The organism is Ruminococcus flavefaciens ATCC 19208 (assembly GCF_000518765.1).
Classification (GTDB): domain Bacteria; phylum Bacillota; class Clostridia; order Oscillospirales; family Ruminococcaceae; genus Ruminococcus; species Ruminococcus flavefaciens.
This window is the reverse complement of the sequence record NZ_KI912490.1, coordinates 231974-254556: the sequence shown is the minus strand read 5'-3', so window position 1 is coordinate 254556 and position 22583 is coordinate 231974. Positions and strand designations below refer to the sequence as shown.

Annotated in this window: 18 protein-coding genes; 14 read left to right on the top strand and 4 right to left on the bottom strand. The window is 43.7% G+C overall.

All coding sequences use genetic code 11. The features are described 5' to 3' along the window. Positions 1 to 8 precede the first annotated feature (8 nt). The 5 genes from L870_RS0111310 to L870_RS19890 all read left to right on the top strand — a co-directional run bounded on the left by L870_RS0111310 (position 9) and on the right by L870_RS19890 (position 7080). Positions 9 to 590 (top strand): ANTAR domain-containing response regulator, encoded by a 582-nt coding sequence (locus L870_RS0111310; RefSeq protein WP_028518239.1) that lies wholly within the window; start codon positions 9 to 11, stop codon positions 588 to 590. 14 nt (positions 591 to 604) lie between these two features. Then, entirely contained in the window at positions 605 to 2026 is a 1422-nt protein-coding gene (gene purF / locus L870_RS0111305) for an amidophosphoribosyltransferase (RefSeq protein ID WP_028518238.1), read from the top strand. 4 nt (positions 2027 to 2030) lie between these two features. Beyond that, a complete protein-coding gene (locus L870_RS18605; protein ID WP_051411526.1) occupies positions 2031 to 2495 on the top strand; it encodes a GNAT family N-acetyltransferase in 465 nt (154 codons plus the stop codon). Positions 2496 to 2578: 83 nt separating this feature from the next. After that, positions 2579 to 4156: an asparagine synthase B gene (asnB, locus tag L870_RS0111295; RefSeq protein ID WP_028518237.1), complete on the top strand. Its 1578-nt coding sequence runs from the start codon at positions 2579 to 2581 to the stop codon at positions 4154 to 4156. Positions 4157 to 4497: 341 nt separating this feature from the next. Continuing rightward, positions 4498 to 7080 carry a dockerin type I repeat-containing protein gene (locus L870_RS19890; RefSeq protein WP_242836506.1) on the top strand — a complete coding sequence of 861 codons (2583 nt, stop codon included), beginning with the start codon at positions 4498 to 4500 and terminating at the stop codon, positions 7078 to 7080. 116 nt (positions 7081 to 7196) lie between these two features. Here L870_RS19890 and L870_RS18600 read toward each other — a convergent pair whose 3' ends face one another. Continuing rightward, positions 7197 to 8117, bottom strand: a complete 921-nt coding sequence (locus L870_RS18600; RefSeq protein WP_051411525.1) for a M15 family metallopeptidase — start codon at positions 8115 to 8117, stop codon at positions 7197 to 7199. A gap of 214 nt (positions 8118 to 8331) precedes the next feature. Between L870_RS18600 and L870_RS0111280 the strand changes: the two genes are divergently transcribed. From L870_RS0111280 to L870_RS0111270, 3 genes are read left to right on the top strand one after another with little or no spacing between them, the layout of a single operon-like run. Continuing rightward, complete coding sequence (locus L870_RS0111280) at positions 8332 to 8754, top strand: GNAT family N-acetyltransferase (protein WP_028518236.1); 423 nt, start codon at positions 8332 to 8334, stop codon at positions 8752 to 8754. A gap of 7 nt (positions 8755 to 8761) precedes the next feature. Next, complete coding sequence (locus tag L870_RS0111275; protein WP_028518235.1) at positions 8762 to 9235, top strand: hypothetical protein; 474 nt, start codon at positions 8762 to 8764, stop codon at positions 9233 to 9235. Beyond that, positions 9228 to 9701, top strand: a complete 474-nt coding sequence (locus L870_RS0111270; RefSeq protein WP_028518234.1) for a P-loop nucleotide/nucleoside kinase family protein — start codon at positions 9228 to 9230, stop codon at positions 9699 to 9701. The genes L870_RS0111275 and L870_RS0111270 overlap by 8 nt, the downstream gene beginning before the upstream one ends. Before the next feature lie 26 nt (positions 9702 to 9727). Here the strand turns inward: L870_RS0111270 and L870_RS0111265 are convergent, their stop codons facing one another. From L870_RS0111265 to L870_RS0111255, 3 genes are read right to left on the bottom strand one after another with little or no spacing between them, the layout of a single operon-like run. After that, a complete protein-coding gene (locus L870_RS0111265; protein ID WP_028518233.1) occupies positions 9728 to 10270 on the bottom strand; it encodes a GNAT family N-acetyltransferase in 543 nt (180 codons plus the stop codon). Between the two features lie 15 nt (positions 10271 to 10285). Continuing rightward, positions 10286 to 10726: a YaiI/YqxD family protein gene (locus L870_RS0111260; protein WP_028518232.1), complete on the bottom strand. Its 441-nt coding sequence runs from the start codon at positions 10724 to 10726 to the stop codon at positions 10286 to 10288. Beyond that, the gene (locus L870_RS0111255; protein WP_028518231.1) at positions 10726 to 11232 is read right to left on the bottom strand and encodes a GNAT family N-acetyltransferase; all 507 of its coding nucleotides are present in this window, start codon (positions 11230 to 11232) and stop codon (positions 10726 to 10728) included. Before L870_RS0111255 ends, L870_RS0111260 begins: the two co-directional genes overlap by 1 nt. Positions 11233 to 11472: 240 nt before the next feature. Between L870_RS0111255 and L870_RS18595 the strand changes: the two genes are divergently transcribed. From L870_RS18595 to L870_RS0111225, 6 genes are read left to right on the top strand one after another with little or no spacing between them, the layout of a single operon-like run. Beyond that, positions 11473 to 12807 (top strand): FHA domain-containing protein, encoded by a 1335-nt coding sequence (locus L870_RS18595; RefSeq protein ID WP_051411524.1) that lies wholly within the window; start codon positions 11473 to 11475, stop codon positions 12805 to 12807. A 12-nt stretch (positions 12808 to 12819) separates the two neighbouring features. After that, on the top strand, positions 12820 to 13599 hold the full coding sequence (locus tag L870_RS0111245; RefSeq protein ID WP_028518230.1) for a PP2C family protein-serine/threonine phosphatase: 780 nt from the start codon (positions 12820 to 12822) through the stop codon (positions 13597 to 13599). A gap of 16 nt (positions 13600 to 13615) precedes the next feature. After that, positions 13616 to 15316 (top strand): serine/threonine-protein kinase, encoded by a 1701-nt coding sequence (locus L870_RS0111240; RefSeq protein WP_028518229.1) that lies wholly within the window; start codon positions 13616 to 13618, stop codon positions 15314 to 15316. A gap of 13 nt (positions 15317 to 15329) precedes the next feature. Further along, on the top strand, positions 15330 to 15731 hold the full coding sequence (locus L870_RS0111235) for a hypothetical protein (RefSeq protein WP_028518228.1): 402 nt from the start codon (positions 15330 to 15332) through the stop codon (positions 15729 to 15731). After that, positions 15728 to 16675: a hypothetical protein gene (locus tag L870_RS0111230; RefSeq protein ID WP_028518227.1), complete on the top strand. Its 948-nt coding sequence runs from the start codon at positions 15728 to 15730 to the stop codon at positions 16673 to 16675. Before L870_RS0111235 ends, L870_RS0111230 begins: the two co-directional genes overlap by 4 nt. Further along, positions 16672 to 22344 carry a hypothetical protein gene (locus L870_RS0111225; protein WP_028518226.1) on the top strand — a complete coding sequence of 1891 codons (5673 nt, stop codon included), beginning with the start codon at positions 16672 to 16674 and terminating at the stop codon, positions 22342 to 22344. The genes L870_RS0111230 and L870_RS0111225 overlap by 4 nt, the downstream gene beginning before the upstream one ends. Positions 22345 to 22583: the final 239 nt, after the last annotated feature.

The window sequence follows — 22583 nt, the reverse complement described above, 5'->3', positions numbered from 1 at the left end:
GGTAAGCTTTGGAAAAAATTCTTGTAGTTTCAAGTAATAAGACCGCCTCTGAAGCTCTTGTGAATTTCCTCCGCGATTCGTTCAGATGTACGCCCAAACTCGTTGAATCAGCCTATCAGGCAAAGACTGTTTTCGATGTTGACCCGTCCGTGGAGCTTGCTGTGATAAACTCTCCGCTCATGGACGAATCGGGCTTTGAGCTTGCGGAATACATCATTGAGAATACTACTGCCAACTGCATATTTATGATAAAGGAGGAGCAGACCGAAAAGATCGAGGGACGTGCCGAAAAGACAGGTATAATCATTGTCGGAAAGCCCTTCAGCCGAACGCTGCTTTATCAGTTGGTAAAGACCCTTGACATTGCCGTTAACCGCTCCCTTAAATTATATGAGGAGAACCGCAGGCTCGAATCAAAAATAGAGGAGATACAGGCAATTGACAAGGCAAAGTTCATGCTCATGCAGTACAAGGGCATGACTGAGGAGGAAGCACACGCTTATCTTGAGCAGTACGCTATGAACAAGCGCAAGAAGAAAAGTCTTGCGGCATTGGCAATAATAGATAAGCTTAGTGAGCAATACTTATAAGCGAGGCGTAATAAATGTTTGACAGTATCCACGAAGAATGCGGAGTTTTCGGTATATACGAAAACAAGACCTCTGACGTTGCCGCATCGGTATATTTCGGGTTGTATGCACTCCAGCACAGAGGTCAGGAGAGCTGCGGCATAACTGTCTGTGATGATGGTATATTCAGGCATAAACGTGCGGACGGACTGGTTTCGGAGGTGTTCAGCAGAGAAGAGCTGGACAAGCTTGGCAGCGGTAATATGGCTGTGGGACACGTTCGCTACTCCACAACAGGAGGACATAATCACAACAATATACAGCCCCTTGTAATACGTCATATCAAGGGCAATATGGCTCTCGTTCATAACGGAAATCTGGTTAATGCGGCAGAGCTGCGGCGCTCCTTTGAGATGTCGGGAGCTATCTTCCACGGCACATCAGATACTGAGGCAATAGCCTATTCCATAGTCCGTGAGCGACTGACAAGCAGCTCCACCGAGCAGGCTGTTGAAAGGGCGATGCCTTTTATAAAGGGTGCATATTCCTGTATACTTATGACAGCAACAAAGCTCATAGCTTTCCGTGATCCTGACGGCTTACGTCCGCTGTGTATCGGCATAACTCATGACGGGGCATACGTTGTTGCTTCTGAGTCCTGCGCCCTTGAAACAGTGGGAGCTGAGTTCCTGCGCGATGTAGACGCAGGTGAGATAGTCGTCATAGGAAAGGAAGGCTTGCAGTCAATACGCACCAATTGTACGAATAAGCGTAATATCTGCATTTTTGAGTATATTTACTTTGCCCGTCCAGATTCTGTTATCGAGGGGATCTCAGTTCATCATGCAAGGCTGAAAGCAGGAGAGCTGCTTGCCAAGAGCAGTCCTGTTGATGCAGATATAGTTATAGGAGTTCCCGATTCGGGACTTGATGCGGCTCTCGGATATGCAAATGCAAGCGGAATACCTTACGGCATCGGCTTCATCAAAAACAAGTACATCGGCAGAAGCTTCATTCAGCCCGAGCAGCATCAGCGCGAGAACGCTGTCAAGATAAAGCTGAACGCAGTACGTGAGAGCGTAGCAGGCAAGAGGGTAATAATGATAGATGATTCAATAGTCCGCGGTACAACAAGTGCGAGAATAGTAAAGCTGCTGCGTGAAGCAGGGGCAAAGGAAGTCCATGTGCGCATTTCGTCGCCGCCTTTCCTGCACACCTGTCATTTCGGTACGGATATCGACTCTGAGGAGAACCTCATTGCAGGCAAGTGTCATTCAACTGAAGAAATTGCGCAGTATATAGGTGCGGACAGTCTTGCATACCTGCCTGTAGATTGCCTCGGTAAGCTTGTGGACGATCGTTTCGGCTACTGCAAGGGCTGCTTTACAGGCAATTATCCTGTTGACATTTCAGGCGCAGGGAGCAAGAATAAATTCGACGAGAAAATACACGGATAAACAAATGGAAAAAGCAGTATATAAATGGACTGAACCGACAAACGAGGACTTTCACCGTTTTTACCTGACAACAGAGGCTTATTACGACAGTCTTGTCGGCGGAAAAAGCAACCGTGTCGGATTTGTACCGTACAATATATCAGAAAGCATTCAGGATGTGCTTATTGCTTACATAAATGATAAGGCAGTCGCTTGTGCAGGGCTAAAAAAATACAATGAAAGCGACGCTGAGATAAAGCGCGTCTGGGTAGAGCCTGAATACCGCGGAAACCGCATAGCTTCGGCTATGATGGATATGATAGAGGATAAAGCCTCACATACGGGTTTCAAAAGGGCGATACTACAGACAAGAGAAGTAATGAAAGATGCGTTAAACTTGTACATAAACCGCGGATATTATCGGATAAATAATTATCCGCCATATGACAAGCTTGAAGGAGCAGTTTGCCTTGCAAAAGATCTTTCCTGAGATCTGTTTATAAACGCTGTACATCAATGGCGATGTACGAGCGTGTTCAATTACAATATACCTATTATTCGGAGGGATTTACTATGTGTACGATAATGGCATACTGCGGTATGGACGGTATGGAAAAGGTAACGGAGGGACTAAAAGCAACAGTCTCACGAGGACCTGACGACCAGAGGATACAGGAGGTCGCTGGCGGAGTTCTGGGCTTTCAGAGACTGTCCATAATGGGACTTACTCCCGAGGGAATGCAGCCATTTGAGCTGGACGGCAGCTCAGTTGTCTGCAACGGCGAGATATACGGCTTCAGAAAGCTCCGCGATGAGCTTATTGCAAAGGGCTACAGCTTTAAAAGCGACAGCGACTGCGAGATACTTCTGCCACTGTATAAGGAATACGGTACTGATATGTTCGCAAAGCTTGACGCAGAGTATGCCTGCGTGATATATGGCGGCAAAACAGGAGAATTCATAGCTGCCCGTGATCCGATAGGCATACGTCCGCTGTATTACGGTAAATCTGCTGACGGAGCAATGGTGTTTGCCAGTGAAGCAAAGAACCTCGTTAAGCTCTGCAAAAAGGTAATGCCTTTCCCACCCGGACACTATTACAAGGACGGAAAGTTCCATTGCTACTGCGATATAACAGCCGTTGATAAAGTCATTCACGATGATATTGAGACTGTATGCAGTAATATCCACGATAAGCTTGTTGCAGGAGTAAAAAAGCGCCTTGATGCGGACGCAAAGGTTGGATTTCTGCTTTCGGGCGGACTTGATTCTTCACTTGTCTGTGCTATTGCTCAGCGCGAGAGCGACAAGCCTATCCGTACATTCGCTATCGGTATGAACACCGATGCTATCGACCTTAAATACGCAAAGCAGGTGGCTGACTATATAGGCAGTGACCACACGGAAGTTATAATAACCAAGGACGATGTTATTGCAGCCCTTGATGATGTTATACATCTCCTCGGAACTTACGATATAACCACTATCCGCGCAAGTATGGGTATGTATCTGCTCTGCAAGGTTATACATGAACAGACCGATATCCGCGTACTCCTTACAGGCGAGATATCCGACGAGCTTTTCGGCTACAAGTATACGGACTTCGCTCCCTCAGCAGAAGCTTTCCAGCAGGAGTCTGTGAAGCGTGTACACGAGCTTCATATGTATGATGTACTTCGCGCAGACCGTTGTATTTCTGTAAATTCTCTGGAAGCCCGTGTGCCCTTCGGCGACCTTGATTTCGTGAAATATGTTATGGCAGTAGACCCCGAAATGAAGCTCAACAAATACAATAAGGGAAAATATCTGCTCCGTCACGCTTTCGAGGGAGACTATCTGCCTCATGATATCCTCTACCGTGAAAAGGCTGCTTTCTCAGACGCTGTTGGACATTCAATGGTTGACTACCTCAAGGAATACGCAAACAACTATTATTCTGACGAGGAATTTGAGCTTGACTGCACGAAATATTCTCATGCAAAGCCGTTCACTAAGGAGTCTCTCCTTTACCGTGAGATATTTGAGAAATACTATCGCGGCAACAGTGATATGATTGTGGATTTCTGGATGCCTAACAAAGAATGGGAAGGCTGCAACGTAAACGACCCGTCTGCACGAGTGCTTTCAAACTATGGTGCAAGCGGAGAATAATACAGAACAGAGATTGTATGCTGGTCTGAAACTTGAATAAGCCGTATTCTTAAAAAAACTCCCCCCTTTCTATATAAAAATTATCTTTGATATGATTGTTCATAAAAAGTTTACGATTTAAGCCGCACATTCCATAGTTTATTCCGTTAAACAATAAAATGACATTTTATGCCATTTAAAGTAACTGATATGGTGAACGTTATGTGATGTGCGTTAAAGCAGCTCAATTAAATGCAGTTTATGCAATAAAATATTGCAGCTTACCCGCTAAAAAACGCAACTTACCTCAATTCCATTGACACGTTCAGCATTATCGTTATATAATCAGAATAGGCAGTTATATGCTGAAAAAATCAAAGAATGAGGGTGAAGTTAAGATGTTAAAAAAGATCACAGCTGCTGTCATAGCAGCAACCACAGCAATTATTCCATTTTCCGCAGATTATTTGAATGCACTGATTCCTATGAGTGTTTATGCAGAGGATAAAGCCTATGCATATTCAATTCCTGACTGGATACCGCAGAGCTTTGACGCTGCCCTTACTTTCCGCAATACTTACGGTGCAACTCATATAGGAGATGAGAACGAAAGTGACTTGCTTTGTGTGGTATTTGAAGAGCCTTCTTACAGTACAAAGAAATACAGCATAAAAAACACAGCAGCACTTCCTGCGGAATATTACCATAATGTATTCGTTAACGAAAATACCGATACTGCCTATGAAGTAATGGCATATAAAAACGCAGCGACGTCCAAGCCTGATTTCAAAATGCAGTTGATCTGCGACTCGGAAGTGCAGAAGGAATATACTTTTACAAGTATCGGTACACAGGTGTTTGAGACTGATATATACAGCTGGCTGCCCGATTGTGCAGAAGAATACCGTATGTATGATATTACGCACTTTAATGTATCTGTCAAGGACAATTATGTTGTGTTCCTGCTGCCTCATAATGCAGGTACGGCTTATGACTGGACTCTCAAAGATAAAGGAGAAGATTGCTTTGAGCTTGCGGCGGTCAGCGATTGCAGCACTATATCCGCTGTTCCTCTTGACGGAGGGGAGATCAATACTATCTGTGCATACAGGGCTGTTAAGGACGGCTGTGACAAGATATCCTATGATTTCGGAGCAGTATATACAGGCGGTAAGGTTGAAGAGACCAGAACTGCAAACTGCGCAGTCTTTGATGACGCACAAACAGTTCTTTTATCTGGTGATATGAGAGTTACTCTCCTCGACTATGACACGGGCAAGCTAATTGAATTAGGTGAAAATAATCACCCCATGCTCTGGACAAATGTGGAGTTCCACTCACCGGAAGGCACAATGTCTACAGGACCTATTCTTGATGTAGAAGCAAATCCTTCCGTTGTAGATCATAGTATCAGTGGCTTTTTCAATGCAGATGTTTTTTCATTTGGAATGTGGGAGGCACCTTACGACTATGAACTGCCAGGTAACAGAAGAGATTCAGGCTACTACAGCGGCACGATCACTTGTGAAGATCAGATGACTGTTACAAGATTTGACAACGGCTCGGCTGATGTGGTGTTCAGACTGAAAAAGAAAGAGAATATCCCCGAAAAAGACACTATCCGCTTTAAGCTTATTGATTCGGATAATGGTAAAGCTATCAACATCAGCGATTATGATAAAGCATTTGTTATGATAGCTTCTATGGATTTTTATAATGAAAAAACAGACAGTGTGGATAATTGCCACAGAGAGGTTATTATTGAGCCAAATCCTTTAAGTATGGATATGAGCAATGAAGCAGCAAAAGGCCTTAAAATGAGCAATATCGGCAGCTTTAATATTAATTTATATGAAGTTCCGAAAGGATTTAAGGTAAACTACAATGGTATTGAGAGAAATGTATATTCCAATAATTCAATGGAAGTTATCGTTCCGCTGAAATATACTCCTACAGGTGATGTGAATTCTGATGGTGACTTCACAGTATCGGATATCTTGCTGTTACAGAAATGGCTGCTTGGTGCTTCCAATAGTATTCTTGCCGACTGGCAGGCGGCTGACTTCTTCAATGATGACGATCTGGATATTTTCGATCTTATACTGATGAAAAAAGCTCTTATAGCTAAAAGTACCCCAAACTATGTTGAGCCTGATGAGTACATCGAATATGCTCCATATTTAACTGTTAAGGAAGACGGACTGAAATTATATCTGGGACCTGATGAAAGCTATGAATATATAGCTGAGATACCTCAGCTGTCACGCATCAGAGAGTACGGATATCAGAAAAATAATGATAATTGGTTATTTACCGAATACAACGGACAGTATGGCTGGATAAGAACATTCAAAGAGGACGGCATAACTCCTACCATATATTTTGAAGCAGTTGCAAAGAAACCTGTAATATACCTTTATCCCGAAGAAGAGACCGATGTTCATGTAGAACTGGAGCTTACAGAAGCAGAGCTTTCCACAACTTATCCTAAGTATAATAACGGTTGGGACGTAACAGCATATCCTGACGGTACTCTGACGAACAAGGCAGACGGCACACATCATAAGTACCTTTTCTGGGACGCTGTGAATTGCCGTACAAGATATGATTTCTCCAAGGGATTCTGTGTAGCGGGCAGCGATACCGAGAGTTTCCTCAAGGAAAAGCTCACCTATATGGGACTTACCGAGGAGGAGATGAACGAATTCATCGTATACTGGCTTCCTTTAATGGAGCATAATGAGTATAACCTTATTGCTTTCCAAGGTAATGCTTATACGGATTCCGCAAAGCTTAACATCTCACCTGCACCTGACAGTATGCTCCGTGTATTTATGGCGTACGTGCCGCTTGATAACGCAGTAGACATTGAACCTCAGCAGCTTGAGACCTTTGAGAGAAATGGCTTTACAGTTGTTGAATGGGGCGGCAGTGAGATAAGATAATAAAGCATATCTTAAATCAAAATATAAAACAGATATTTTTCAACACATTTATCCTTTCATTCACTTCTGGAATTTAATAGAAAAAAGCTCCTGTTTAATCAGGAGCTTTTATTTTATCAATGATAGTAAGAGTCGATACCGAAGTATTCTTCCAGTGTGAGTCCGCTAGCATGGATAGGATAGGACATATCTGTTCCTACATAGCGGATATGCCATGATTCATACTGATAGCCCGTGATGCCCTGCTTGCCCTGTGGGTAGCGGAGTATAAAGCCGTATTCGTGGCAGTGGTTCTCAAGCCATATTGCTTCGGGAGTGCCTGCGAAGCTGTCGTCTATCTGGTTTACGTCTATGGCAAGTCCTGTCTGATGTTCGGAATAGCCTGCTCGTGCAGAATAGGTATCTGCAGCAGCCTGTCCGTCACGTGCAACATAATTGTTGTATATCTGAGCCTGATAGTCGTATGAACGGAAGCCTGATGAGAGCCATATATTCAGTCCCTGCTGTGCAGCTGCATTCTGGAGCTTATAGAACTGGTTCTGGCAGGTCGCATCAAGTCCCGGATTGAAGTCGGAAGGGAGACTGTAGCTCTTGTTTGCTATGAGTACGCCCTGTATATAGGTCAGACCGTCATAATTATACTGTGCAGGAGCAGGTCCGTAATTGTAATCGTTAGGAGTCGGGGCAGTATCGCTTGATACAGCGTTTGACTGCTGAGGTGCAGACTGATTTGAGGTCTGGTCTCCGCCGCCTGCGGGTACTGCCTGCTGCTGAGCGGCTTCTGTTGCAGCTTCCGAGTATGTATTCTGAGCAGCCTCTGTTGTCTGTGCTTCGGCAGCTTCCTTGCTTTCGTCATTAGCAGCAGTTGTTGTAGCAATCTGTGCTTCTGTAGTTGTAACAGCGGTTGTGGAAGCAGTCACGGCAGACTTTGTTGTTGTAATTGTGTTGGCGCTTGGCTGTCCTTCAACCACCTTTCCGCATGATGCCAGTGAAAGCAACGCTGCAAATGTCATGATAGCTAATATTCTCTTTTTCATTTTTACTTCTCCTTTTAAGAACTTTTTTGCTCGATCTGAGCGTTTCTGTTATAATAATCGAAGTACAATTACATTTTGCTACACAAAAATATATATTTTTTTATTTTAACTTAAATTTTGATCTTTATACTATTATATCACTTTTGTGTCTGATTTGCAAGCTGTTGAAAAAAGAACTTTTTTGTGGTATACTTTTTTAAAGGAGTGAACGGATATGAAATACGATATATCAATAAATACGCTTTGTGCAGAGGATTTTATAAGGCTTTTCGACTCGGCAGGCTGGGGAAAGCCAGAACGCGAGCTTGTGGAAACTTCGCTGAAAAACAGCTATGTTACATTTGCTGTGAAGAACGGCGAAGAGGTCATCGCTATGGCAAGACTTATCGGTGACGGTGGTATGGCATTCTTTCTCAAAGACCTTATTGTTGCTCCCGAATATCAGGGAGAGGGCATAGGAAAGGCACTTCTGGAATATATCGAGGACTATATCCGCAGTCAGCTTAAAGATGGCTGGTGGTCATATTTTCAGCTTATGAGTGCAAAGAATAAAGACGAGTTTTATCTGAAATGCGGCTTTAAGTCACACCCCCATGAGCGCAGCGGACATGGCTTTACTAAAATAATAAAGAAATGAGGCTATTATGGCGAAGTATGAAAACGCTGATTCATCTGCTCAGTGTGAAGCAGAAATGTTCCTTTTTAATGAATTTAGGAAAGAATTGCAGTTAGATAACTTATCATATAATGCTATTGTTACTCTTGATTCAGAAGTTACTATAAAACCTGATGTGTATTCTGGAGACCATAAAATTATAGGCGAGATACACTCTCATTTAGGTAAATTAAAGCCTGCGCAGAAGCACAAAGTAGCGGCGGATATACTGAAAATGCTGCTTAATGATAAAGTAAAAGGAAAAGAGTTCAAAAAATATATTATTGTTTGCAGTGAGGAAGAGCAGAAACAGCTTTTAAATGAAAAATCACATCTTGGATTTACAAGAAAGAAATTCGGAATAGAGGTAAGGTATTATCCACTTACACCTGAATTAAAAGAGAAACTTAAAAATACAATGAAAAAACAAGATATGTACGGAAAAGGAAACGAGAATGGCTAAAGTTATAATGACCTGCGGCAGGATATGCAGCGGTAAAAGTACTTACGCTCAGATGCTCAGAGTCGAGCTCGGCGGCGTGATACTCTCCATCGACGAGCTTATGCTTGATATCCTCGGCGGAGAAACAGGCGATAAACATGATGAATTTGTCAGGCGTACTCAGAACTATTTGTATAAAAAGTCGGTGGAGATAGCTTCGGCAGGCACTGATGTTATACTTGACTGGGGCTTCTGGAGCAAGTCCGAACGTGAGTACGCACGTGAGTTTTACCGTGCACATGGTATTAGCTGTGAATTCCACTATATCAGTGTCGATGAGGCTGAGTGGAAAAAACGTATAGAAAAGCGTAATGCAGAAGTTATGAACGGACGCAGTGACGCTTATTTCATCGACGAAGGGCTTGCGGCTAAATTTGAAAGTTTGTTTGAAGTCCCCGACAGAAGTGAAATGGATATGTGGATATAAAAAAGCGGATCATATGATCCGCTTTTTCAGTTCTTTTCTATGCAGTAGCATACTTCACCTTCGGGTTTGAGACCCTGTTGACGGAAACGTTCAACATTTTCTGTGATATGCATTGACGATTTTTCAAGTACACGTCCTGATTTTGTATTTTCAGCGCGGTGATAGGCTTCAAGCTTTTTGAAATCCGTCCTTTTGAATATGTTTTCTATGACTGAGGAAAGAGCCTCGCCTGCATAGCCGTTGCCCTGAAATGCAGTTCCTATGCAATACTCTATCTCAGCGGTGCGAAGCTCCTCATATACGCGGCAGAATGCTATCTGACCGATATTTTCACCGCTTGCTTTTTCGATTATAGCCCAGCGGTAAAAGCTTTCGGACTCATATCCGCTTATATATTTGTCAAGAAGTACCTTTGCTTCTTCTTTCGTCTTGTAAACAGGCTCTCCGTATTCTATCTGCACTGAGGGCTCAGATGCCCAGTTTCGGTGCATAGCTTCAAGGTCATGCGGTTCAAATCTGCGGAGCAGAAGCCGCGGAGTTTCTATTGTAAATGTTCCTGAATGCAGCATTTTTTCTTTTCCTTTTTATATATTATTTGTTTTCAGCAGTGTTGAAAGTGCGGCCTCAAAGGCTTTATTCTGCTCGACTGTACGCTTTGGCAGTCCCTTTGTGCGTCCGCCGCTCCTTCGTATCTTTGCTGATACAGCGCGGAACGAGAGGAGTCCGGAAATATTTTCCTCGGTATACTGTTTGCCGTCCTGATTGATGACTATGGCTTTTTTGCTGAGGCACATTGCGGCAAGTCCGTAGTCTTGAGTTATGGCGATATCGCCATTGGTCACAAGGTTTACAAGGCGGAAATCAGCACTGTCCGCGCCTTTGTCAACGACAATTGTCTCAGCGCCGTCACGGTATATTGAGTGAGCTGTATCACATATGACAGTGCAGGGGACAGAGTGCTTTACTGCAAGTCTTATGGCGATATCCGTTACGGGACATCCGTCTGCATCTATGAATATCTTCATTATTTCTCCTTTTTTATGCGGACAAAGTAAGATTCGTCATCTTCGTGATGTATATATCCGCCGTTTTTCTGCATTACTTTAAGCGATGAGGGATTGCTTTTTCTCACGCGGAGGTATATCACGTCCTCGGGAACGATTTTTTCTGCTTCTTCGATAATCAGCCTAAGCCCCTCTGTGGCGAAGCCATTTCCTCGGTACTCGGGTGCGATATAGTAGCCTATATGTCCTGCACCATTTATAAGAGAATCGCAGAGATGCTGCCGCAGCTGGAATTCTCCAACGATATCATCATCATGCCACAAAAAATATGTCGTTGCAGGTACATAGCCCTCAGGAAGTTTCTCGCCGCGGGAATTTGCTATGAGAGTATCAAGTGCGTCATCAAAGTCAGCACGTTCTATATTGGGATAATCGTTGATAAATCCGTTTTCATCGGCAGGAATGCTGCGTACAAAGATATACTCTTTTTCTATATCCTTTTTATTTGCGGTTTTCAGGTAAAGCATTGCGTTTCTCCTTTTTTCTTAAATTATACTACATTCGGTCAGGATTTTCAATGCCTGCATATTTTTTATCATTCTTGACATAAACTTATCTGAATTATTGACAAAACATATATAAAGTGGTATAATAAATTTGTATGTATCACACTGTTTGTTTAAAATATCAGGTGCTCATATGTTTTGATTTTATAAAATGTTTTATGTGCGTATCAGACGCGCTTTATTTCACTTAGGGGTGAGGAAATGGCCGGAATAACTACCAAGCTTCTATATCAGAGCTGCGATACGTTTTTGCAGGCAGGTCTGAAAAAGAAGGATCAGATAAACGAAGATCAGCTCAAGCTCGTAAATGAGAATGCAGAAAAGGGGCTTCTCAGTGTGAGATGGGAAAAAACTGCAACAAGAAATGTACTGAAATACAACGTTACAAATATGACTGCCCTTTCGGAATATGTCAAGCAGACAATGACGCAGGAGAAATATTTCGGGATAATAAGCCAGTTCCAGAAGATACTGGAGCATTGTGCTTCTCTTGGACTTCCTATGGATAATTTTTTGCTCAACGACCCGAAAAATGTTTTTTACAGCGTGGAGAAGCAGAAGCTGTATCTGGCTTATCTTCCGCTGACAAATAATCAGTATAAATGTACGAATACTGCCAAGTTCCTTATGAAGGTCAACAAGAACGCGAACTTTACAGTGTCAAACGGTGCTGTTATGCAGAAATACGGCTTCTTTCTTGAGGAATACGTAAATAATCCGAAAAACAAGAGCGGATTTATCTCTCCTACACAGCTTTACAAGATGCTCCATGAAGTGCTCATGCTGCCTGATGTAAGTGAAGAGGAAAAACCTCAGCCTGCTGCTGAGAAAGCGGCTACTGCGGCTGCTGACGACGATGGAGATCATACTATCCTTGTGAGCCGCAAGCGTGTTTCGGATTGTCCTGCTTTCCTCAAAGACGAGAACAACAGGGAAATACCTATCGAACATTTTCCGTTTACTATAGGACGCCGTGCAGGCAATGACCTTGCGCTGACAGACAAGGGCACAGTATCAAAAGTACACGCTGTCATCAGCTATGAAAACGGTACTTTCTATGTTGAGGACAAGGATTCTGCAAACGGCACTTTCCTCAACAGCTACGCCGAAAACGGTGAGCGTATCATCAAGGAAAAGATAAGCAGCGGAGATGTTATATACATCTGCGATATACCGTTCGTTTTCAATGTGAACGATACGGATTCTGCTACGGTATTAGTGGGCGATAAGGGAGCAGATGCGAAAAAAGCTTCGCAGCAGAAGACTAATGCCAAAAAGCTCGCATATATCATTAACTCATCAAGCAAAGAGAGGATACCTGTTTTTGTCTATCCTTTCACCTGTGCGGAATTGTCGGGCATGATTGTCGGACGCGATAACACCAAGAACAGACACAGTATTTTTATAGAGAATATCTCCTGCCCGTCCCTTAGTGTTGAGGGTGATGAGGTAGCTGTAGGTGACAGGATAAGCGTATTTTCAGGCTGTAATTTTCTGTATCACGGTGTAGGCTACACATTTTTTGAAGAAAGCTGACGGTGAGGCAGCATGGAATACTTTTTCTCTTATGTGACTACCGAGGGTGCTGTAAGAAAGGTAAATCAGGATTCGCTTTTTATCTCGGAAGCTGAATACGACGGCGAGAAGATATTCTTCGGAGCTGTCTGCGATGGTGTCGGAGGGCTTTCGGCAGGTGAAAAGGCGAGCGGTTACGTATGCAAGCGTATAAACGAATGGTTTGCAGATGATTTTGCCGAGCTTATGAGAAATTCGGCTTCTGTCCTGAAAATAAGGGAGTCTCTTGACGACAGGCTCCATGATTTGAATGAACGTATAAACGACTATGCGGACAGGCATTCCTCGGATATGGCAACTACCTTTACGGGACTGCTCATACTCCCGAAATTCGGGAATATGCTCATTGCCCATGTGGGTGATACCCGTCTTTACAGGATAACCAACGATGAGATAGAGGTGCTTACTTCCGACCATTCCGTAGTGGCTCAGGAGGTAAGGGACGGTATCATTACTCAGGAAATGGCTGAGAAAGACCCGAGACAGAACCAGCTTACCAACTGTATCGGTGCAGGTCTCGATGATACCTCCTATGATTACAGCATATTTCCTTACAGCGAGGGCGATGTGTATATGCTATGCTCTGACGGCTTCAGGAAGAAAGTATCATCGGAGGAGCTGCAAAAAGCACTTTGTCCCTCTGCAAACAAAGATGAGAAGGCTATGAAATCAAATCTCGAAAAGCTGAAGGATCAGGTCATTCAGCGCGGCGAAAAAGACAACATCACCGCCCTTATGGTAAAACTCTGCTGAAAGCGAGGAGATCTATTTGCTAAATAAAGGCTTTGTCCTTGAAAACAGATACAAGATCGTCAATGTTGCAGGCAAAGGCGGTACTTCGGTGGTTTACCGTGCTGTCGATCTCAAGGCAAATAACGCCCAGCGTGCTGTGAAAGAGGTAATGAAGACCAACGGCACTGACGCTTATAATGCAAGGCAGGAGTCCCTGCTTATCAAGGAATTCTATGAAAAGGACGCCAAGAACTCTTTTTTTCCGAATATAATCGAGATAATCGACAATGATCCCGATGCGCTTTATATCGTGCAGGACTATATCAACGGCGTTTCTATGGAAAAGCTCCTTGCATACGGTCCTTTCCGACATAAGACCATGCTCAGGTATTCAAAGGATATCTGCCGCGTTATGTCCTTTATCCACAAGTGCGGTCTTATACACAGCGATATGAAGCCCGATAATATCATGGTCGTAAGAAATGAGGAGGACTTTGAGAACTCCCGCAGACCTGATAAGTTCGGACGGCTGAAATTTATAGATTTCGGTTCTGTTATCGAAAGGCGAAGCGGTGCGTTTGCCTATACTCCTGCTTATGCTTCACCTGAACAGTTCTATGAGCAGGAACTTGATGAACAGACCGATATATTCAATATAGGTGCTACCATGTACCATATGCTCACAGGAAAAAAGCCAAAAAATGTTTCGGCAAACGGCGAGTTTGTAAGTTCTGCGGAACGCTTTGTGTTCGCTAAAGGAACAAATGCAGGTCTTGTGAGGATAATCCGAAAGTGCGTGAACGAGGATAAGTCCAAGAGATACCGTTCATGCGATGAGCTTTATGAAGAGCTTGAAAGGACGGACAATCACACATATCTGAGAGCTACAAGCATCGTTGCGGGATTTGCCGTGCTTTGTCTCGGTATATCCATGTTTGCAAATATAATGGCTAACAAGAGCAGGAGCGAGGATTTCAACAAGCTTGTGGAAAAAGCCGAGAATACGAGTGAGTATGCTGCAAGATCGGAAGCATTTGAAGATGTTATCCGTGCTGACGGTTCATATGCGGACGCTTATTTAAAGCTTATCGAGCTGTATAAAAGTGACATGGTATTTGATGCGAAGGAAACAGAACAGATACTCGCTCTTATAAATGAGAATATCAATCAGCTCAGGGAAGCTCCGAAATATGAGGAGATAGCATATGAGCTCGGAATACTGTACTGGTATTACTATTTTTACGGAAATAACGGAGATAGCTCTGAACAGAACGGAAGTATTTCGGGAAAGATAGCCTCCGTAAAATGGTTCAGAGAGGCTCAGACTGCGGATTTCAAGCGCAGTGAGCCCGACAAATACGAGATAGCTCAGGTATACTGCACTATAGGCGATTTCTATTCCCAGACCCAGAAAAAGGAGAATGAGCTTCTGAAGAAGAACTACTCCGAGGATCTCTGGAAGAGCATGAATGAACTGAACAAACTGGTAGAGGAGGCTAATGCAGGCTCTGAGATAATCATTCTCGAAACCTACAAGACTCTGATAAATCTCGAAAATTCAAATATGAGCGACTTCGCTAAGTCAGGAATAACATTCAGGGAGCAAAAGGCTTTTCTTGACGATATCAAAACAAAGACCGAAAAACTCAATGCCGCCGATGACTCAGCTGCTGAAGCTAAAGAGTATATCCTTAATTTCTATGACAGAGTAGTCGAGAGCATAAACGGTTCTGAATGAGCGGAGGTAGGATATGAATTCTTTTCAATGGCAGATAATCTCACAGATATTTCTGGGGATAGGCATTGTACTAATGCTGACAGCTGTTATGCTGGCGGCAAGATTCAAGGTCATCTCAAATACGGTATCTGAGATAAGATCAAGAAAAAGCTCGACAGAGCCTGCGGAAAAAGTTCATTCTGCGGCAATGAGCATACGTACCTTTGAGAATGAAGATGATCCCGCGGCGGGCGATGATGAGGCGGACAGCGGCATGATAACTGTCGTTGTCGGGAAGAAGAAAAAGGAAGATATCAGCGATACCTTAGTTGTGGGAAATAATAAGGATAAGAAAAACGATTTCAGAATAATCAGAAATATAATCGTCATTAACGCCGATCCTGATGTTATTGACGATAACAGGAGAACTAAATGAAGCTTGTAAACTCTATCATAAGTCTTGCTGCGGCTGTGGCTGTACTGCCTTCGTGTGTATGCTTGTATGCGGAAGCAGATTATGAAGCTCCGTCGGATATCGAGGTGAGCGTTGGAAGCTGCGAGATAGACAGGTCTCAGCTTGGCAGCGATACCATTGTGGAAGTACCTGTCTGTATCAATAATAACTGCGGTTTCATTTCATTGAATATGCTTTTTGAGCTCGACAGCAGACTGAGCTTTGCAGGTGATTATGAAGTCGGAACAAGAGCTAAAAAGCTTTCGGGAGTAAATATATACAGGTGCTCGGATTCGGGAAATACGGTCTCTGCCTGTTTTGAGGTTTCAGGCAGGAGCAGATTTACTGACAACGGCGAGGTTGGATTCCTGAGAGTAAATGTACCTGCAAATACCCCTGCTGGTGAATATGGCATATCAATGCCTGACAGCGCAGGAGATTTTGAGATAATGATCTTTACTTACAACAGCAATGACGCTATGTTCGGCAGAGAGTGCTTTTCAGCCCTTAACGGAGGAAGCATAACTGTTACGGATAGCAGCGCTGAAAGAGCAGCTGAGCAGCCTGACAGCGGAAATAATGATGAAGCTAACAATGCTCAGCAGCCTGCGGCAGAGACAGATGATACGGGAGATAAAGCTCCTGCTGTGACTACCGCGGAGAGTACGGCAGCAACGACGGCTTCAACAAGCACTGCTGCCAAAACTACATCTACAGTCAGGTCAGCAAGCAGTACAGATACGTCAGAGACTCTGACAACTGCTTCGGTCACTTCGGTTACGGAGATCATGACTTCGGACGAGGTGGAAAATGATCTGAAAAAGGGAAAAAACAGAAATATGCTGGCTCCGATACTTGCGGCTTCACTGCTTGTCATGGGAGCAGCTGTGGCTTTTGTTGTTAAAAAGGGAGGGAAGTCAAAGTGAATAACAGTATCTTTGATTTTAAAAAGAAAATAGCTTTTACGGCGGCTCTCGTTTTCGTTGCCCATTCTTTTGGCACTTTGCCTGCTTCGGCAGCCTCTTCAGCTGTCGGTACCGTGAATACCGATACTGTTACTCTGCCTGATAACGGAAATAATGCGGAAGAGAATGAGGTCGGCAATGATGATGAGAATACCGAAGATGTAACTACTTCAACAACAACTGCGACAACAACAACTACTACTTCTACTACTACTTCGACTACTACTACTACCTCAACTACTACTCAGCAGCTCACAACTACATATAATGTTGTTGTTAACGGAGGTATTTCCGAGCAGGATTTCATTCTCCTTGTAGTATCGGTGTTCAGCGGAACTGAACCTGCATACGGTTACAACGGTGAGAACGGCGGTACCGTAACAGTCAACCGTGGTTTTGTGCCTTCGGGTGAAAAAGTAAACATTGGAGGTACAGAGTACAGAAGGAAAAGCACTTCGGGAACTTCTCTTGTTTATGATACCTATTACAAGGCTGAGGTCTCTGATGAGGTCAAAAATGTTACTGTTTCGGGTATTCCCGCGGACGGTTTCTGTAAATACGGCTCGGAGATAACTTTAAAGCCTGACGATGAGTACACTCTTATCGGAAGTGCTGAGGAAAAGACCGTGACCGTGGATCGTCCTCTCAACTTCAGATACGAGAGCATCGGAAATGATGAATACAGGCTCTATTTTGAGGGGGCAAGCTATATTGTCTCGCCGAGAATGTTCAGTATCACTGCTTCCGAGAACTATAAGGTGTTCAGAAAAGGCAATGAGACAGGGGACAGGACGTTCCGCTGGAAGGATATCAATGACCTCAGGATCGAAGCAAAGGACAAGCAGGCTCTGTCTATAAACGACGGCTCTATATCACAGGCTTTCAAGGTAGAGGATGACTTCTTCAATATGAGTGATCTCCTTAACTTTGAGCAGTTCAGATACAGCAGCAATGCTGACTTTGTTATCACGGGCGTAAACTGGAATGTCAGCGTAAAAAGCAAGTTCGAAGGTGACGAAGGCAGGGAAAGTATCCGTTCCTTCCATGTTGAAAAGGAAGGCGAGAATAAATACTTCTTCAGAGTACCGTATTTTGAACTCGGCAACTATTACCTTGACGGATATACATACGGCTTTTATAAGGGCGCAGACCTTAGCAGAATGTTCGCGGATATCAGCGACAAAGCTAAGCCGATAGGCTATTGCAAGATACCGTATGTACCCGATATGAACAATATCGAGCTCAATTACAAGAAATTCACAAAGTTCGGAAGCTATACCTTTGCACCTTCTCAGGATATGTCCCTCAGAACCGAAAATTGCTTCTCTATGGACAGCAGTGCACCGCATAAGGAACTTATGACTTTTCCTGCTTCATTTGACAGCTGTGTTATCAGTTATGATTCCTTCGCAGGAAATGACGCTTCGGGTCTGCGTACTATGAATGCGTTTATACAGCCTTCTGAAAGAAAATTCAGTGTCAATACGACTGTTTTGAAGGATCCTGTATTTATCCTCGTAAAGAATATCATCAAGGACGCTGACGGATTGTCCAGCGGTCTTGATGACAGTATCTGCTTCTATAACGATAAGAATGCACCTACCGTTACCGATACCGAGGAACAGGATGAGAATAAATGGTATGGCAAGGAAGGTGCGGTATACACTCTTGATATACATGACAGAGAGGAATGTCCGATACCTGAGAATGATACGGTCTACTATGAAGAAAAAGAAATACGTGATGTTTATGAGAAATTTATAAATGCTCCTACCGAAAACAAGCAGGAAATAGCTTCGGTTATAGTAGGAGACTACAGATTTGACAGACCCGAGGGCGGCTGGAGCAATATCTCTGCAATAAAGGGATATCTTGAAAACAGCGCAGTCAGAAATGCTGAAAAGGCTCTTGTCGAGGCTCTGAGAAGTACGGAGCTTTCAGAGGTCAATGCGTCAAAATACGCAGATCAGGGCGATAGCTACAACTACTATAAAAAGCTCATCAGGAGCGGTGTCTGCGATGAACTGAGAGCATACTATTCTTCTAAGATCACCGAGCTTGAAAAATATGGGGACAGGGCTGAGGAGGCTGAGGAAGTCCGTGAGGCTGCTGTTCAGTTTGAAAAATTTGTTCAGGCTTATGAAAAGGCTTTATCTGAAGTAAAGAACACTCACAAGACTGTTCCGACACTTACTTTCGATACCGAGTCTCAGACCTTCAAGGTAACTCTGAAGCCTGCCGATGCATATAAAAATACTGTAATACTTGAAAAGGTAGAAGTTTACGCTGTGGATAACAGCGGAAATTCGGGAGCAGGCACGGAAAAGGCATATACTGTCAATGTACGCATGGACTGCGCTCCTCCTGTTATTGACGGCAATTTACTGGAGCTTGTCGGCGCTGTACCTGTAAGGGGAGCAGACGGCACTACCGATTATGTCTTGACAGAAGGAACAATTATCAATGCCGCTGTGAACGATATCCTTAACGGCGTGGAGGGTTCAGGTGTAAAGGAGGCTGAATTCTTCATCGGTGATGACAGCGGTTCTGCTAAGAAGATGTGGCGCAACAGAGATGAAAAGAGCTTCGGAACTGTCATAAACGAGCAGGATTTAAGAGGCAAAAATCTCAAGACCTATATCAGTATCAGGGCAACTGATAATGTGGATAACACTGCTTCCGTAAGGACTGATACTACAGAAAAGAAGATCAATATCATCGTCGATACTGCAAGACCTAAGAGCAGCGTTGTTGATAATTCCGACGCATCAAAGGTATATCGTCAGGAGATAAGAAACGGCGAGGATACTATCGTAAAGAAGTGGTACAGCAGTTACGGCGATATAAAGCTGAGCTTATTTGCAGCCGACGTTAATCCCGATAAGTGTTCGGGCATAAGTCAGATAACGGTGGAGATCAACGGTGAAGGCCGTTCTTTGCCGATCTCGGAATACAATATCAAAGCCGATCTTCTTAAAGACGGAAAGTATTACCTTGCCTTTGAAGAAAGTTCGGAGCAGGACTGCTTTGATGCATACCTCAGATGTACCGCAGACAGCGAATACAAAGTTAAGGTGTGCGGCAATATTCACAGACTCTGCAGGAACGATGACGGAAGATATGATAACAGCATTGAGAGCGGAAGTATTGATGTAAGACTGACTTCAACTGATGCCGCAGGTCTCATAAGCGATATCTCGGAGGAAAGAGTATACCTTGATCTCGATGCTCCTGTTATTGCAGGTGCGGATATAAACGGTACGGATATACTTCGCGGAGAGAACGGATTCAGATTTGAAGCCTTTTCTGACGGAGAAGCTGTAATAAGAGTAAGAGTCGATGACGGAACACCGACCTCAGGTATAGCAGGTGTAAAGGCAAAGCTCTTTGACAAGGACGGAAACCGTGTCGGTGACGATATAACTGCTCAGCGTGCAGGAGATGAATGGGAGCTTAGAGTACCTGTCAATTTCAAGGGCTATGTAAAGCTCACTGCTGAGGATAATGTCGGAAAGGGTTCTGTCGAAGCAGAAACTCAGGGTATTGTTACAGAAAACAGCGATAAGCATTCCGAGGAGGAGCATGTATCCATAGTCCTTCCGAAAACAAGCTATACCGACAGGGATGGACTGCCGCTCTACAATTCCGAAGTCCGCGCTCAGCTTACGGTTCGGGATTCGTTCTCGGGAATTGCCGATGTATTTACCGCCGTTTCGGGAGCTGATGAAACAAGACTCGGCATAAACACAGACGGCGGCAAGGAGGACAGCGATGCAGAGCTGTGGAGCATAAGTGAGGATAAGTCCGAAAACAACCTTGTTACAGAGGTTACAAGAGAGCTTGTGGTTTCGCAGAATTCAAACGGAAACAGCATCGCTCTGCGAATGAATGACAGAGCAGGAAATCCAAATTATGACGATACGGCTTGGGAGTCGTTCAGTATAGACACGGTAAAGCCTGTTATCAACGTTTCGTTTACTGACGGAAACGGTTCGGCTGACAGTGAAAACAAGAATATCTTCAGGTCGGGCAGAAAGGCAGTAATAACCGTTACCGAGCGTAACTTCGATGCTTCTCTTGTGGACGTTATGCTTAACAATGAGAAACAGCAGCCCACATGGACTCTCGCAGGCGGTACCGAGGGAACGGATACAGCACAGTATCGTGCGGAAGTGTCCATAGATAAGGACGGTACTTACAAGCTTACTGTAAATTGCAGTGATATGGGTGATCTCAAGGCTGAACCATATGATTCGGGAGAATTCATTATTGACGGCACAGCGCCGACTCTGAGAGTAAGCTTTGACAAGGGCGTTTCAAATCAGCGCTATTATAATGATACTGTTACTGCTACACTGAGAATAGCAGATGCAAACTTCGACCCCAACAGGATCAATATATACGGTACATATAATAACAGGTCTGATGGGTTCCCAAAGGCTTCAAGCTGGGTCAAGAACGGTAATTATTACGTTTCTACAATTAAATTCGATAAGAACGGCGATTATGATATGACTGTATCAGGAAGCGACAAGGCGGGAAATCAACTCGAAACATACAATGGAAGCTTCTCTGTGGATACACAGAAGCCTACCGTAAGCTTCAGCAGTATCAGCAAGTCAAATAACAGCAAGGAAATACGCCCGAGTATACGTTTTGATGATACCAATATCAATAAGGATACCATAAAGGTCGAGCTTCAGGGCGTAAACAGAGGCAAGGTAGTGGATATCCACGGTGAGCTTACCGAGAAGAACGGCGGCTACGAATATGTTTTCGACAATATCCCGAATAAGCCCGAATATGATGATATTTACACCATCAAGGCTACTGCTGAGGATAATGCTGCAAATAAGATAGAAAAGAAATTCAGATTTTCTGTCAACAGATTCGGTTCTACATTTACTCTCAGCAAGGATACAGCTGCTATCAACGGCGGATATATTTCAAGTCCAAAGGATGTTATCATTACTGAATATAACGCGGATAAACACGCAAAGCAGCACAGCGTTTTCATTACTAAGGATTCAGAAATGACTGAGCTTAAAGAAGGTGTGGATTATATCGTTGATGTTCAGGGCGGAATTGATGAATGGTCAAAATATATCTATACTATTTTCTCGCGTAATTTCGATAACGATGCAAGATACACAGTCTCTATCCATTCGTATGATGAAGCAGGAAATCTGAATGTCAGCGATTCGGATAAAAAGAATGCAGAGGTAGCATTCTGCGTCGATAAGACAAAGCCGCTTTGTATACCGCTCAATATAGAAAACAACAGAACTTACAGAGGCGAGAGCTATACTGCAAGGCTTTCTGTTTCGGATAATATCGTATTGAAGAATATCCGCGTGTATGTTGACGGTCTGCCTGTAAATACAAGGCTGAACGATGATGAATGCTCATTCAATATCTCGAATTCAAGCAGTGCACGTGAGGTATGTGTCGTTCTTACGGATATGGCAGGAAATGAGGAGGAGTATCGCTATAAGAACATACTCGTAACTACAAATATTTTCAGGCTCCTTTTCCGTAAGACATGGTTCAAGATAACATCAGGAGTAGCATTACTGCTTGCAGGTGCAGCTGCTGTGTTTATCAGAAAACGTAAGAAGAGACTTCTTTAACACCAATAAAACGGTCCTTGATGTTACATCAGGACCGTTTTTTATGTGTGAAGTGTTTTTTTAGCTTGACATATTCGGTTACAGATGATATAATATGAAACGGAGTATTTCCCGACAGTTCGTTTGCGCCATCCTGTCGTTAAATAAAACCAGGGCATCTGTGAGTGCGGGGGAGACTGCGCTCTTTCTATGAAACAGGTGCGTCTGCTCATGGCAGACGCTTTTTATATGTTAAGAGG